This window comes from Howardella ureilytica, from assembly GCF_054657495.1.
Genome location: NZ_BAAHYP010000008.1, coordinates 1 through 14755, shown reverse-complemented (window position 1 = coordinate 14755; position 14755 = coordinate 1). Strand labels below are relative to the sequence as shown.

The 14755-nt window shown below is 38.7% G+C and carries 10 protein-coding genes and 1 tRNA gene; all 11 read right to left on the bottom strand.

Annotated elements, in window-relative coordinates; all coding sequences use genetic code 11:
• Positions 1–8: 8 nt before the first annotated feature.
• Entirely contained in the window at positions 9–734 is a 726-nt protein-coding gene (locus tag ACYQ1N_RS04875) for a Stp1/IreP family PP2C-type Ser/Thr phosphatase (RefSeq protein WP_459833441.1), read from the bottom strand.
• A complete protein-coding gene (gene rlmN, locus ACYQ1N_RS04870) occupies positions 731–1765 on the bottom strand; it encodes a dual-specificity RNA methyltransferase RlmN (protein ID WP_459833439.1) in 1035 nt (344 codons plus the stop codon). The genes ACYQ1N_RS04875 and rlmN overlap by 4 nt, the downstream gene beginning before the upstream one ends.
• An 85-nt stretch (positions 1766–1850) precedes the next feature.
• On the bottom strand, positions 1851–3224 hold the full coding sequence (locus ACYQ1N_RS04865) for a transcription antitermination factor NusB (protein ID WP_459833436.1): 1374 nt from the start codon (positions 3222–3224) through the stop codon (positions 1851–1853).
• Positions 3225–3507: 283 nt separating this feature from the next.
• Positions 3508–4212 (bottom strand): zinc metallopeptidase, encoded by a 705-nt coding sequence (locus ACYQ1N_RS04860; RefSeq protein WP_459833434.1) that lies wholly within the window; start codon positions 4210–4212, stop codon positions 3508–3510.
• 16 nt (positions 4213–4228) lie between these two features.
• Positions 4229–5167, bottom strand: coding sequence for a methionyl-tRNA formyltransferase (fmt, locus tag ACYQ1N_RS04855; protein ID WP_459833431.1), 939 nt, complete (start codon positions 5165–5167; stop codon positions 4229–4231).
• Complete coding sequence (def, locus tag ACYQ1N_RS04850) at positions 5167–5646, bottom strand: peptide deformylase (protein ID WP_459833428.1); 480 nt, start codon at positions 5644–5646, stop codon at positions 5167–5169. The genes fmt and def overlap by 1 nt, the downstream gene beginning before the upstream one ends.
• A 104-nt stretch (positions 5647–5750) precedes the next feature.
• Positions 5751–7985: a replication restart helicase PriA gene (gene priA / locus ACYQ1N_RS04845; RefSeq protein ID WP_459833425.1), complete on the bottom strand. Its 2235-nt coding sequence runs from the start codon at positions 7983–7985 to the stop codon at positions 5751–5753.
• A gap of 146 nt (positions 7986–8131) precedes the next feature.
• Complete coding sequence (locus ACYQ1N_RS04840) at positions 8132–9808, bottom strand: formate--tetrahydrofolate ligase (protein WP_459833423.1); 1677 nt, start codon at positions 9806–9808, stop codon at positions 8132–8134.
• Positions 9809–9824: 16 nt separating this feature from the next.
• Complete coding sequence (locus tag ACYQ1N_RS04835) at positions 9825–12749, bottom strand: DNA translocase FtsK (protein WP_459833420.1); 2925 nt, start codon at positions 12747–12749, stop codon at positions 9825–9827.
• Positions 12750–12763: 14 nt separating this feature from the next.
• Positions 12764–14395, bottom strand: a complete 1632-nt coding sequence (locus ACYQ1N_RS04830; RefSeq protein WP_459833418.1) for an ABC-F family ATP-binding cassette domain-containing protein — start codon at positions 14393–14395, stop codon at positions 12764–12766.
• Positions 14396–14568: 173 nt separating this feature from the next.
• Positions 14569–14639 (bottom strand) — tRNA-Trp (locus ACYQ1N_RS04825).
• Between the last annotated feature and the right edge of the window lie 116 nt (positions 14640–14755).

Genomic DNA, 14755 nt, shown 5'->3' with positions numbered 1-14755 from the left:
CCGATAAATTAAAGTGGCTCAATAATCATTGCCGTAATATTATCCTTACCACCGTTTTCATTTGCTTTTTTAACCAGCTCTTCAACCCGGCCTTCGATAGTGTCTTCAGATTTGACAATCTCCAATATATCCCGGTCTGATACCATGTTGGTAAGACCGTCACTGCATAAAAGCAGCATTGAAGAATCCGTTAAATCAACCGAAAATAATTCCGGCGATACTTCATCCACAACTCCGATTGCCCTTGTTATTATATTTTTATTGACATGTGTGCGTGCTTCCTCTTTATCTATCTGGCCCCGCAGAACCATTTCTTCCACAAGCGAATGATCTCTCGTAATTTGCAAAATATCATTTTCTATAAGATATAATCTGCTGTCTCCGACATTCGCCACTTTAAGAACGTCTCCGTCTATAGTCGCAGCCACCAATGTGGTTCCCATTCCCTCATAGTCCTCTGATTCTTTGGACTTCTCTATGAGCATTCCGTTTACCTCATTAATCGCCTTCGCAAGTATGGTGACCGGATCTCTGTAATCTCCGTAACTTTCAACCAATCTGATTATATTCTCAATCGTAAACCTTGAAGCCAGATCTCCTGCTTTATGTCCGCCCATACCGTCCGCTACAAGGAATAAATTAGGTAAATTCCCTACAGGCTCCGATGAATAATAAAAACAGTCCTGATTGGTATCCCGCGCACGTCCCACGTCCGTTATCGCGTATGCTTTCATCTGGTATATCTCCTTCTTAATTGTCCACACGCTCCATCAATATCCAAACCTAAACCTCTTCTAATAGTAACATTTACACCGTTTTTTTCAAGCACATTTTTGAATGTGACAGCCTGTGTATCGGCTGAATTTGCATAGTTGCGCTCCTTAATGGGGTTGTATTTTATCAGGTTGACATGACAGTTTTTACCTGATAATAAAGATATAAGTTCACGTGCCGACTGCTCATCGTCGTTGACTCCGTCTATGAGAGCATATTCAAATGAAAGCCTTCTGCCTGTTTTCTCAAAATAATAATCACATGCCTCCATAAGTTTGTCTGTTGTATATGTTTTTTCTATCGGCATGATTTTCAATCTCTTTTCATGGGTTGCCGCATGAAGTGATACCGCAAGAGTTATCTGAAGTTTTTCATCTGCCAATTCATACATTTTCGGAATTATTCCGCATGTGGATACGGTTATGTTTCTCTGACTTATATTCTGTCCGTCCTCGTCATTTATTATATTTATAAACTTCAGAAGATTATCAAGATTAAGAAGCGGCTCTCCGGATCCCATAACGACTATGTTACTGACCTTTTTACCCTCCAGTTCCTGCATTCTCATCACCTGAAGAAGCATTTCTCCGGCTGTAACGTCTCTTACTGCTCCGTCGATTGTAGAGGCGCAAAATGTGCATCCGCAATCACATCCCACCTGTGAAGAAATACATACGGAATTTCCGTGCTTATATTCCATCCATACACTTTCTATCATGTTGCCGTCTTCCAGTTCCCAGAGATACTTTGCGGTATTATCCAGTGCAGATCGCTGAATACTGTATGGTTCAATATGATTTATATATGTTTTTTCCTTTAAGTTATCCCTTAACGACTTTGATAAATTTGTCATTTCATCATAGTTATATATACACTTATTATGTAACCACGAGAATAACTGTTTCGCCCTGAAAGGTTTTTCGCCTGTCTCGGTAAAAAAATCCTTTAGTTCGGATTTCGTCATGGACATTATGTCTTTCTTTTCTTTCATTTTTATCCCTTTTAATGATGAAAATATCCGCAATTGTTTAATATGCTTTGATCGCCATACCCGAATAACAGCCGTATTATCGGCATTATTCCTTTTTAAATATTGCAATAAAAAATCCGTCCGTGTGTATATGCTCAGTCGGAAGATATTGCTTTGAAAAGAGCAGCTTCATGCAGTTGTTTTTCAATATATACGCTGCATTTTCTTCATTTTCTTCAACATTGAACGTACATGTGCTGTAAACTAACGTACCTCCGGGTTTAAGATATTTCACCGCATTATCCGCTATCTTCTTTTGTATATCCAAAAGTTCTTTTATGCCGCTTTTCTTAAAATGCAGATTTATATCCGGCTTTTTGCTTATAACTCCGAGTCCGGAACAGGGTACATCCGCAATTACCGCATCATATTTCTCAAAATCCTCTTCGAAATATGTACATGCATCCTTAACTTCCGTAACAATTCCATCGATACCGAGCCGACTTATGTTCTCTTTTATCGTATCTGCCTTTGACTTTGTTTTATCCCTTGCCGTTATGGTGCATTTGCCGTATTCGGACACGTTTAAATATGTTCCTATGCTTTTCCCTCCCGGAGAAGCGCACATGTCAAGAACCAAAGAGCCGTCTCCGATGTGAACATTTTCATAAGACAGTATGCTGCTTAAGTCCTGAACATAGAATAAGCCATCCTTAAATGATTCTAAGTTTTTTAATGAATCAAAATTGCTTATGGAGAGGCATTTGCTCTCAAGTTCATTTTGCTTCTCCGTTCCGGTCTCGGAATCATCGTAACATTTAGGAGCAAGATCCACCTCCGCGCCTTCATCCTCCAAAAGAGCTTCAAGATACGGCGCACTTGTTTTTTCGGTGTTGATTCGAATATATATTTTTTTGCCTTCTCTTGTATTTTTCGCAAGATCTTCCAGCTTTTTCTCAACAGAGCCGCCGTACTGTTTTAATGACTTTTCCCAAATGTCCAAAATATCTTTCTGTATTGAATATTTTACGGACAAATAATCTTTATAATTTTCTTTCGGCGGAAGTTTGATTGTTTCTTTTTGTCTGATAAGATTTCTGAGTACTCCGTTTACAAAACCTTTTAATTTGTTCATGCCAAGCTCACCGGCCAGCTTTACACCTTCATTAACGGCCGCACTGTCCGGTATGTTGTCCGCACATAATATATGATATGCCGACAGCTCCAAAATGATAAGTATTGACGGATTTACTTTATTAATCGGTCTGCTCAGCAGTTTTGATAAGTAATAGTCTGTCAGAATAATGTTTTCAACTGTTCCGTAGGCTGTTTTGGTAATAAATCTTTTACTCACTGACGAGAGCCCGGAACACTTTTTACTCTCAAAAATTCTGTCTATTGTGGCCGCACATGACTTATTCTTTTTCTTAACCTCAAACAGAATGTCATAAACTATTCTTCGCTCATTTATCGGTTTCATTGTTTACCCCATATGTTCTGCAATGTTATCTGCCTTAAAAATACAAATATAATAATATTTTATAATGAAAATTTTTATTATGTAAACCTTTTAACAGTATTCTTGAATAACAGTCGCTGAAATAAAATATACTTTTAAATATACAAAATATCAGAATTATTCATATTTAATAATCGGTTAATGATAACATCTTTTTTACGGTTTGTCATTTTCGGAATTTAAGGTATGATTCGTAAGTTTTATTCATATAATAAAACAAGGCGGGATAAAACCCGCCTGTTAATTAATCTCTGTTTCTTGCGATAAATATTAATCTTATCAGCTGAAGCACCGACGTTGCGGCAGCCGCAACGTATGTCATAGCCGCAGCGGTAAGAACTTCTCTTGCCTGAGCCACTTCCGTACCGTCAAGCATTCCTTCGCTTTTAAGTATCTTTAACGCTCTTCTTGATGCATTAAATTCAACAGGTAAAGTTACCAACTGAAACAAAACCGCAATGGCAAATAATATTATACCTATCTGAAGGAATATTCCGCTGCCTGAGTTGCTTTGAAAGAATAATCCCATAATGATAAATATCCACGATATACTTGATGAAAAATTCACAACAGGTACAAGTGCGGTTCTGAATGAAAGAAAACCGTAATTTGTGGCATCCTGAACCGCATGACCGCACTCGTGAGCAGCCACACTTACCGCTGTGATACTCCTGTTGTTATAAACAGGCTGAGACAATGAAACATTTTTATTCCTCGGGTCGTAATGGTCCGAATAATTACCCTGTATACCTGTTACGGTAACACCGCTTAACCCCTGATTTCTGAGTATTGTCTGCGCCGCTTCCCTACCGGTAAGTCCGCTCTTAGACATCACTTTGGAATATTTGGACATGGCGCTGCTTACCCAGATTTGGGCAATCGTGGTAATAATGAGCGAAACACCCATTACTACCCAATATGTCCAATCAAAAGCATAGAAATAATACATATGCGCTCCTTTCCGTTTAATTACCGAGCACTGTTCCGACTTCCGGATTATATCCTCTTAAAAAATCTCCGCATTTCATGCGTTTTTTGCCTTCAAGCTGTAATTCTTTAATTTCAAGAGCATCCTTCCCGCATTTAATAATAAACGAATCTTTGCCTACGGAAATAATTGAACCCGCAGGAAGACTGTCATCTTCATATGTTAATACGTCGGCATCCCATAACTTTAAAGTCTTTCCGTTTAGTTTTGTAAATGCACTCGGCCACGGATTGAGACCTCTTATAAGGCGCTCTATATCCGTCGCAGATTTATTAAAATCTATTTTACCGAAGGATTTGTCGAATACTGTAACCTGCGTAGCCAGAGATTCATCCTGTGGGATTCTCTTAATGGTTCCCTTTTCCAGGCCATCCAAGGTTTCAACAAGCAGTTCTGCTCCTATTACGCTTAATTTATCAAAAAGCGATCCCCCGGTTTCTTTTTTGTCAAGTTTAACTGACTTCTGAAGTAAAATATCTCCCGTGTCAAGTCCTTCTCCCATAAACATTGTCGTAACACCGGAGTACTCATCTCCGTTTATTACGGACCACTGTATGGGTGCGGCTCCTCTGTATTTCGGAAGAAGTGACGCATGTACATTTATACATCCGAACTTTGGAATGTCCAACAATTCCTTAGGAAGTATTTTTCCGTAAGCAACAACAACGACAACATCCGGATTTAATTCCCTTATCTGCTTAATAAATTCTTCATTCCCAGCCTTCTCAGGCTGTAAGATATATTCTATTCCGAGTCTGATTGCCTCTTCCTTTACGGGAGAAAATGCCAAAGCTCCGCTTCTTCCCCTCGGTTTGTCAGGCTGCGTTACAACAGCCTGAATAACATGACCGGCACCTGAAATTGCTTTAAGTGTTTCAACCGCAAAATCAGGCGTACCCATAAAAACAACTTTCATTATTCGCCTTTCTCTTCAGCTTCCTGTTCTTTTACTCTGTCAATGTAAAGTATTCCTTCCAAATGGTCGATCTCGTGCTGAAGACATCTTGCAATTAATCCGTGAGCATCAATGGAAAACGGATTCATGTCTTCATCAAACGCCTCTACCACCACATGCTCGGCTCTTCTGACTTCACATGATTTATCGGGAACCGAAAGACATCCCTCTTCTCCCGTCTGTTCTCCGTCCATTTCAATAATTACCGGATTGATGAAAACCATAGGCTTCTTTACATCTTCTTCAACCCCCGCATCTATTACCACAACTCTTCTGAGAACACCTACCTGAGGAGCTGCAAGACCTACTCCCTCTTCTTTATAGAGTGTTTCAAACATATCTGATATTAATTCTTTTATTCTCGGAGTAACTTCTTTAACTTCCCTTGATTTTTTTCTGAGTATTTCATCTCCGACTATTCTTATTTCTCTAAGAGCCATTTTATATTCCCCCTATGTTGTATTTTCATATTAATCATAAATCTGACATTATAGGATACACAATAATCCTCTGTTTGTAAATTTACGGCCTCCTAAGATACATTTTACTCTTTATTGAACAGAATATGTATTTTTCTGAATATTTCTTCGGAATCCGTATATTTTTCAAGGTCGTTTTTTATTTCCTTTAATATTTTATCGGTTTTGGATTTTATGATTAACTTAATATTGAACTCGTCCTTTAATTTATATCCGCTCCCCCTGTTCGGGCCTAAAATATCTATATCTTTGCCGTATTTCTTACCGATTGTATTCAGTTTATCCCTGAGTTTATCCATTGCTTTTGAAAGAATATCAGCATTTTCAGATACAAATGTGTATGTAGCCATTTTGCAAATAGGAGGGAAATTAAGCATTTCCCTGTGCTTTATTTCTTCCGCATAAAACATTTCATAATTCTGCGCAGCAGCAGCAATTATCACCGGATTTTCCGGATCGTATGTCTGAATATATACGTCTCCCTTTTTTTCTCCTCTTCCGGCTCTTCCCGCAGATTGTGTAATAAGCTGGAACGTTCTTTCACTTGCTGTATATGAGCTTGTAAAAAGCGTCATATCCGCCGCAAGAACACCTACGAGAGTACAATTTTCAAAGTCATGACCTTTTACTATCATCTGCGTCCCGACGAGGATATCCGCATCTCCGTTGGCATATTCTTCGATGATTTTATCGTGAGATCCCTTCCTGCTTGTGGTATCTCTGTCCATCCTCAACACTCTTGCCGTGGGAAATGCTTTTTTTATCTCCTGCTCTATCTTTTCCGTACCGGCACGAAAACCGGCAATATATTTTGAACCGCATTTCGGACACACCTTAACATTATTAATTACCGTATCGCAATAATGACATACCAATGTTCCGTTTTTATGATATGTCATTGAAATGTCACAATGCGGACATTTAATTACATGACCGCACTCTCTGCATGATATTATTCCGAGATATCCTCTTTTATTCAGGAAAAGCATACTCTGTTCTTTGTCTGCCAGTCTTTCGGAAAGACTTTCTATAAGTGATCTGCTGAAAATGGTTTTATTACCCGCTTTAAGCTCCTCCCGCATATCCGTAATATGTACTTCCGCAAGTTCTCCTCCGACCTTTGCCCTTTTTGACAATGTGAGCAGCTTATATTCACCCTTTAACGCCCTGTAGTAAGACTTGACAGACGGAGTAGCCGAAGCAAGAACTAACGGAGCATTATATTTATCCGTGATAAATTTCGCGACTTCTCTGGTATCATAACAGGGCGTGTTTTCGTTTTTATATGACTCTTCGTGTTCCTCGTCAACAACTATTATTCCGATATTGTCAAACGGTGTAAATACGGCAGATCTGGGTCCTATCATAACGTCTATGTCACCGTTTGATGCCCTTAAAAACTGATCATAGCGCTCCCCGGGCGACATTTTTGAATTAAGAACCGATACTCTTTCTCCGAATACGTTTACAAAGCGTTTAACCGTTTGATATGTAAGTGCAATTTCGGGAATAAGCATGATTGCCTTTCTTCCCTTTGCAACAACATTTTTTATAAGCTCAATATATACCCTTGTCTTTCCGCTTCCGGTAATTCCGTGTATTAAATATGTTTCTTTGACATTGTTGTCTATGGCTTCCGAAACAGTATCGCATATTATTCTCTGTTCCTCGTTTAATTCAGGTAATTCTTCCTTCTCTGCCGAAACTTTTATGGGATTGCGGTATTCAATCGTATCTTTTACGCTTATTATCCCCTCTTCTTTCAATTCATTAACGGTCTTTGCGGTGACTTTTAATTTTACCCTTGCAAATTCGCTGTTTATAACCCTATGTTCCATAAGAGCGTCCAAAAGTCTTATTCTTGCCGATGCGTTTTTCCTTTTGCACTTTGCATAATATTCTTCTGCTTTTAATTTGTCATCTGTAAGAGTCAGTTCCGTTACAACTCTGTTTCTGACTTTATCCTGAACGGGAAATACGGTTTTTAATGCTCTGTTAATTGTGGATCCGTATTCGTCTCTCATCCAATAAGCAAGTTCAATTAAATTAGTGTTTCTGACATCAACATCTAAACTTATATCATAAATATCTTTTATTTTATCTCTGTCATATGAAGAATCAGATGAAATGTCTATAACAAAGCCTTTGGTTCTTTTATTACTTTTACCAAATGGCACATAGACGACAGATCCCACATGTACTTTAGATTTCAAATGTTCAGGTATGCGATATTGGAAACGCTTATCCAGTTGTTCTGTAGACAGACCCGGTATTATTCCTGCATATTGTTCTGTATCCATATTTAAATCCTTAATATAATTTCTTCAGGTTCGTATATAATATCATTTATTCTTATTTCTTTTCAAATTAAAAAAGTATGAGCATATAACCATACTCATACTTTTCCGTTAAATTTTTATTATTGTGATACGGAGTTAATATATAATCAGAATAATCCCACTATCTTTCCTGTCTCTTCATTATAGTCAATGGCTTCGGCAGAAGGCTTCTTAGGAAGTCCCGGCATTGTAAGGATCTTACCTGTCAATACTACAATGAATCCTGAACCTGCATTAACATATACTTCTCTTATGTGCATGGTAAAGTTCTCCGGTCTTCCGAGAAGAGCAGGATTGTCGGAAAGCGAATACTGTGTTTTTGCAACGCATATAGGAAGATTGCCAAGTCCGATTTTCTCTATGTCCTCAATGCTCTTAAGCACCCCCGCTCCGTATTCGACATCCGAAGCACCATAAATTTCTTTTGAAATCTTTTCGATTTTATCCGTAACGGAAGATTCAAGGTCATAGAGGAAATTAAATTCCTTATCCTTCTCTGTCATCTTGATTACCTTTTCAGCTAGGTCAACGGCACCGTTTCCGCCGTCTCCCCATGCGGTTGACAACGCAACTTCAACTCCCAATCCCTTGCAATATTCTCTTATTACTTCATACTCTTCTTCCGTATCGGTAACAAAGGAATTAATTGCCACAATTGGTTCAATTCCGTATTTTTTAATATTCTCGATATGCTTACCGAGATTCACGATTCCGGCTTTAAGTGCTTCAACATTTGCATCTTTTAAGTCTTCCTTCTTAATTCCGCCGTTATATTTTAAAGCACGAACGGTTGCGACGATAACAACGGCATCCGGAGCAATACCTGCATTTCTGCATTTAATGTCCATAAACTTCTCAGCTCCGAGATCAGCTCCGAAACCTGCCTCGGTAACACAATAATCGCCGAGTTTAAGGCCGAGCTTAGTTGCTCTTACGGAGTTGCATCCGTGGGCAATGTTTGCAAAAGGTCCTCCGTGTACAAGCACCGGCGTATTCTCAAGAGTCTGTATAACATTAGGTTTAAATGCATCCTTAAGAAGGGCTGCCATGGCTCCTACCACATTAATCTGACTTGCTCTCACCGGATTGCCTTCCTTATCATATGCAATAATGATTCTTCCCAGTCTTGCTTTTAAATCAGACATGTCAGAAGCCATACAGAATATTGCCATGATTTCAGATGCTGCCGTAATAGTGAAACCGTCGCTCCTCATATCTCCGTTTGCAGATGAACCGATACCGATAATAATCTCTCTGAGATTTCTGTCATTCATATCCATACAACGTTTCCAAACAACTCTCTTAACATCTATGTTAAGCTCATTGCCCTGCTTAATATGATTATCAATCATCGCAGCAAGAAGATTGTTGGCAGATGTAATTGCATGAAAATCTCCCGTAAAGTGAAGATTTAAATCTTCCATAGGGACTACCTGTGCATATCCTCCGCCTGCAGCTCCGCCCTTTAAACCAAATGAAGGTCCCAGGGAAGGTTCTCTTATTACCGCCACCGCATTTTTTCCGATTTTATTAAGACTTTCAGTAAGTCCTATTGTTGTTGTTGTCTTTCCTTCGCCTGCGGGAGTAGGATTAATTGCGGTAACCAAAATGAGCTTGCCGTCCGGATTTCCCTTAACCCTTTCTTCACATTCATCGGAAATCTTAGCCTTATACTTTCCGTAAAGTTCAATTTCGTCTTCAGTTATCCCTACGCGTTTAACAACTTCCGCAATCGGTTTCATTACAGCTGCCTGTGCAATTTCAATATCAGTTAAAAATGCCATTTAATTCTCCTTTTAATCATCTGAATTTGCTCAATAATTCTTCAAATTCCTGCATGGTAATCAATACTTTCCGCGGCTTTGTTCCGATATCCGGACCGACAACTCCCGCTTCTGATAATTGATCGATTATTCTTCCCGCTCTGTTAAATCCTATTCTGAAATTTCTCTGAAGCATTCCTATGGAAGCTTTCTCCTTTTCAATAACGAACCTTCCGGCGTCTTCAAACAAAGAATCCAAAGAGTCTTCGTCATCAGCTCCGGGAATCGGTACCGATACGCTGAAAACTTCATTTTCCATATCTTTGCTTATGTCTTCATTCATTTGAACATTCCCCGAATGTTCCTTAAGAAATTCCACAACCCTCGACACTTCGTCATCCGAAACAAATGCGCCCTGAACTCTCTTCGGTTTCTCATTTCTCGGAGCATATAACATATCTCCCTTTCCGAGAAGGTTCTCGGCTCCGTTTTCATCCAATATGATTCTTGAGTTTGAACCGTTGGATACGGCAAAAGCTATCTTGGAAGGAATGTTGGCCTTAATAAGACCCGTAATAACATCGGCAGACGGTCTTTGAGTGGCAATTATAAGATGAATTCCCGCTGCTCTTGCCTTTTGAGCAAGTCTTACGATTGCGGCTTCAACTTCATTTTTTGCGACCATCATCAAATCTGCCAGCTCATCAATTATAACAAGAATTTGCGGCATTTTGATATGATTTTCTCCGTATTCACCGGAAATAATTTTATTATTATATTCTTTTATGTTTCTGGATCCCAATTCCGCAAGTTTGTTATATCGTTTATCCATTTCGGCAACAGCCCAATTTAATGCGCTTGCCGCCTTTTTCGGATCTGAAACGACAGGAATAAGTAAATGAGGAATTCCGTTATATATGGACAACTCAACAACCTTCGGATCCACCATTATCATTTTTACGTCATCGGGAGATGCTTTATACAATACGCTCATTATTAATGCGTTAATACATACGGATTTACCTGATCCGGTAGAACCTGCAATTATAATATGAGGCATATCCGCAATATCGCCGACTACTACTTTTCCGCCTATATCTTCACCTACGGCAAATGAAACCTTTGATTTGCTTTCTTTGAAACGATTGGATTCTATAAGCTCTCTGAATGATACACTTCTTGGTTTTTTGTTCGGTATCTCTATACCGATTGCGGATTTTCCGGGAATAGGCGCCTGTATTCTTATATCGGAAACAGCCAATCCCATCTTTATCTCGTCTTTCAGGTTGACGACTTTGCTTACCTTTGTACCTATTTCCGGCTGCATTTCAAATCTTGTGACGGTCGGTCCAATGCTTATTCCGGTAATTTTAACCTTAACGCCGAATATTTCCAGTATTTTTCGCAGATTATCCGCCATTTCCTGATTCTCCGCGTTAATATTACCCGAATCGTAAATTTTAGGCTTATTCAAAAGACTGACGGGAGGGAAAACATATTCCGACGTACTCTCTTCCGTATTGACGTTTCCGCCGCCGATAATGTCAACAGCGTCTTTATGAGAATTAATACCGCCGTGCCCTGTATTGCCTATGGCACCTTCTCTCGGTACAACATCTGAATTTACGTTAAGTAAATTTCCGTCATGCAGGCTGTCAACAGCATTTTCCCCCTTATTATCCGCCGTATATACACCGTTGCCGGAGCTTATATTGCGGGCTGCTTGAATGCCGACATTTTTCACATTATCATCCGTATTATTTTTCTGTGATTCTGCTCCCGACTCAATTTCCGATAATCCGCCGAAAATGTCATTATGATCCTTTTTCACTTCAGTTACTTCATCTCTGACTGTTTCAAGGCTGTCGGATACAACTATGTTTGAATCCGGAATATGAGTTTTGACAGGATATTTTTCGATGAAATTATCACCGTCAGCGATTACATCTCCAAAGGTGTTTTCCGGAAATACCTCCCTGTGTTCATCACTGTTCTCCGGATACATATTTGTAAGCTCTATGGTTTCCACATCGCTTCCCTTGTCAGTGTTTTCACGGACAGCTTCCTTTATTGAAAATACGCTGAAACTTCTGCCTGTTGACTTATTATTCATCCTGAGATTCTTTTTGGGATTTCTTTCGGGATTTCTGTTTTTGCTGTACGCTTCTCTCATGTCTGCCATATCATCAACAACCTTCCGTATCTCTTTATCATTTACCCTGTCATCGGACAAACCGTTATTTTCATTACATATCGTCTTATTTACATTATATGCAGCCTGATTATCATTATTAATTTTCTTTTCGTCATATTCTTTTTCCGTATCCTTACTAAAATACTCCGAAGTGTTTAAATCTTCTGTGCTCTTTTTTGTTTTTCGTACTTTCAAATCACCGAAAATATATTTAAACGTTTTGAATACGGACCAATTAAATATGACCATCATACATATAATAAGTAAAATAATGATTATAATGACGGACGCCGTCTCCCCTACCGGATAGAGTGCGTAACAAATTAACGCACCGAGAATACCTCCTCCGCTTCCGTTACGTGCACTGTACAAAAATATGCCTCCGGGATCCGAATATTCCATTCCGGGAATATTGTAAATTCTTTGTATTACTGCCGACAATAACACCAGGGATATATATGCCGCAATAAATTTTGATTTTATCTCTCTCGGAACAGGTCTGTTAACGGCCAAATATATAAGATTAACGGCTGTTAAAAACGGTATGACATACCCCATGACACCTATAAGACCAAATTCAAGCCATTTGATTCCGACACCGACAATCCCTGCTAATCCGAAATTGCTCAGTATCAATAATATCAATATTCCGAAAGCCAATAAGAAAAAAATTTCTGTTTCGAATCCCGTTCTTTTTACATTTGACTTACCGGAATTTTTTTGGATATTACCGGCTTTTTTTGTTTTAGATTTTCTTACGGCAGGCATATCATCACCCTTTATTAATCTTCCTCAGATAATTTTGCAACACCCTGTCTCTTTCTGATACTGTCGTCAGATGCAAGATATTCTTCGTATGTCGTGAGTTTGTCAACTAACGTTCCGTCAGGAAGGATTTCCATAATTCTGTTGGCAATTGTTTGGATAAACTGATGATCGTGAGATGTAAATATGATTACTCCGTCAAACTTAATAAGGGCATTATTTAGAGATGTGATTGATTCCATATCCAAATGGTTTGTAGGGTCGTCAAATACAAGTACATTTGCTCCCTGAATCATCATTCTTGAAAGAAGGACTCTAACCTTTTCACCTCCGGATAATACCTTAACCTTTTTCTCACCGTCCTCACCTGCAAATAACATTCTTCCGAGGAATCCTCTTACATATGTTGAATCCGGATCTGGAGAATAAGGAGTCAGCCACTCTACAATGGTTTCGTCTGTTGTAAATTCGGCATTAATATCCTTAGGGAAATAAGCAAACTTGGTTGTTACTCCCCATTTGTACTCCCCTTCGTAATCTTCCTGTCTTCCGGCTATAATATCGAAAAATTCGGTTGTGGCAAGTTCATTTGAACCTACAAATGCAATCTTGTCCTTATTGCCCACAAGAAATGAAATATTATTGATTGATGTTTCATCATCGATTTTCTTACTGAGATTGCTTACTTCCAATACTTCATTACCGATTTCTCTCTCAGGTCTGAAATCAACATAAGGATACTTTCTGCTTGAAGGTTTAATATCATCCAGCTCAATTTTCTCAAGAGCTTTCTTTCTTGATGTTGCCTGTTTAGACTTAGACGCATTTGCGGAGAATCTTGAAATAAATTCCTGTAATTCCTTGATTTTTTCTTCCTTTTTCCTGTTAGCTTCTTTTCTCTGCTTAAGAATAAGCTGACTTGATTCATACCAGAAATCATAATTACCTGCATACAACTGAATCTTTGCATAATCAATGTCGGCTATATGAGTACAAACCTGATTAAGAAAATGTCTGTCATGTGAAACAACGATTACGGTGTTCTCAAAGTTAATCAAAAATTCCTGCAGCCATTCTATGGAATCAATATCAAGGTTGTTGGTAGGCTCATCAAGAAGCAAAATATCCGGATTGCCGAAGAGAGCCTTTGCAAGGAGAACCTTAACCTTCTCACTTCCGTTGATTTCGCTCATAAGCTTCTCGTGTAAATCCGGTTCAATTCCGAGTCCGGTAAGAAGTTGAGCAGCATCCGATTCGGCTTCCCAACCGTTCATATCAGCAAATTCAGCTTCAAGCTCAGACGCTCTGTGTCCGTCTTCCTCCGTAAAATCTTCCTTAGAATATATGGCTTCCTTTTCTTTCATGATTTCATAGAGTCTTGAGTTACCCATCATAACAACTTCAATTACTTTAGAGTTGTCATATTTAAAGTGATCCTGCTCCAGGAAAGAAAGTCTCTGACCGTTTGTAATTGCGATTTCACCCTTTGAAGGCTCAATCTGTCCTGACAAAATCTTAAGAAACGTGGATTTACCGGCACCGTTTGCACCGATAAGGCCGTAACAGTTTCCTTCCGTGAACTTTATATTTACATCTTCAAATAATGCCTTTTTTCCGACTCTGTAAGTAACATTATTAGCGCTAATCATAATATTTTTATTCCTCCGAGAAATAGATATATTGAACTCTTATAAAATAAGATCAGTAAATCTACGGCATAATAAGCCGTAAAATAATTTAACATAATGTATTTTATAATACTATAATTGGTTTTTTTTTGCAAAAATAAACCGGCTGTACACAGTACAACCGGTAAATAAAACAGGGGTGGAGAGAATCGAACTCCCGCCAAAAGTTTTGGAGACTCCTATGATACCATTTCACCACACCCCTATGCTTTATAAGAATAAATATTCTCATAAACAGGTTTTTATAAAAAACTCCTATCAAATGAATACTCACCTGATAGGAATATCATTCCCTGAAAACTGCATATGATCAACATCAAC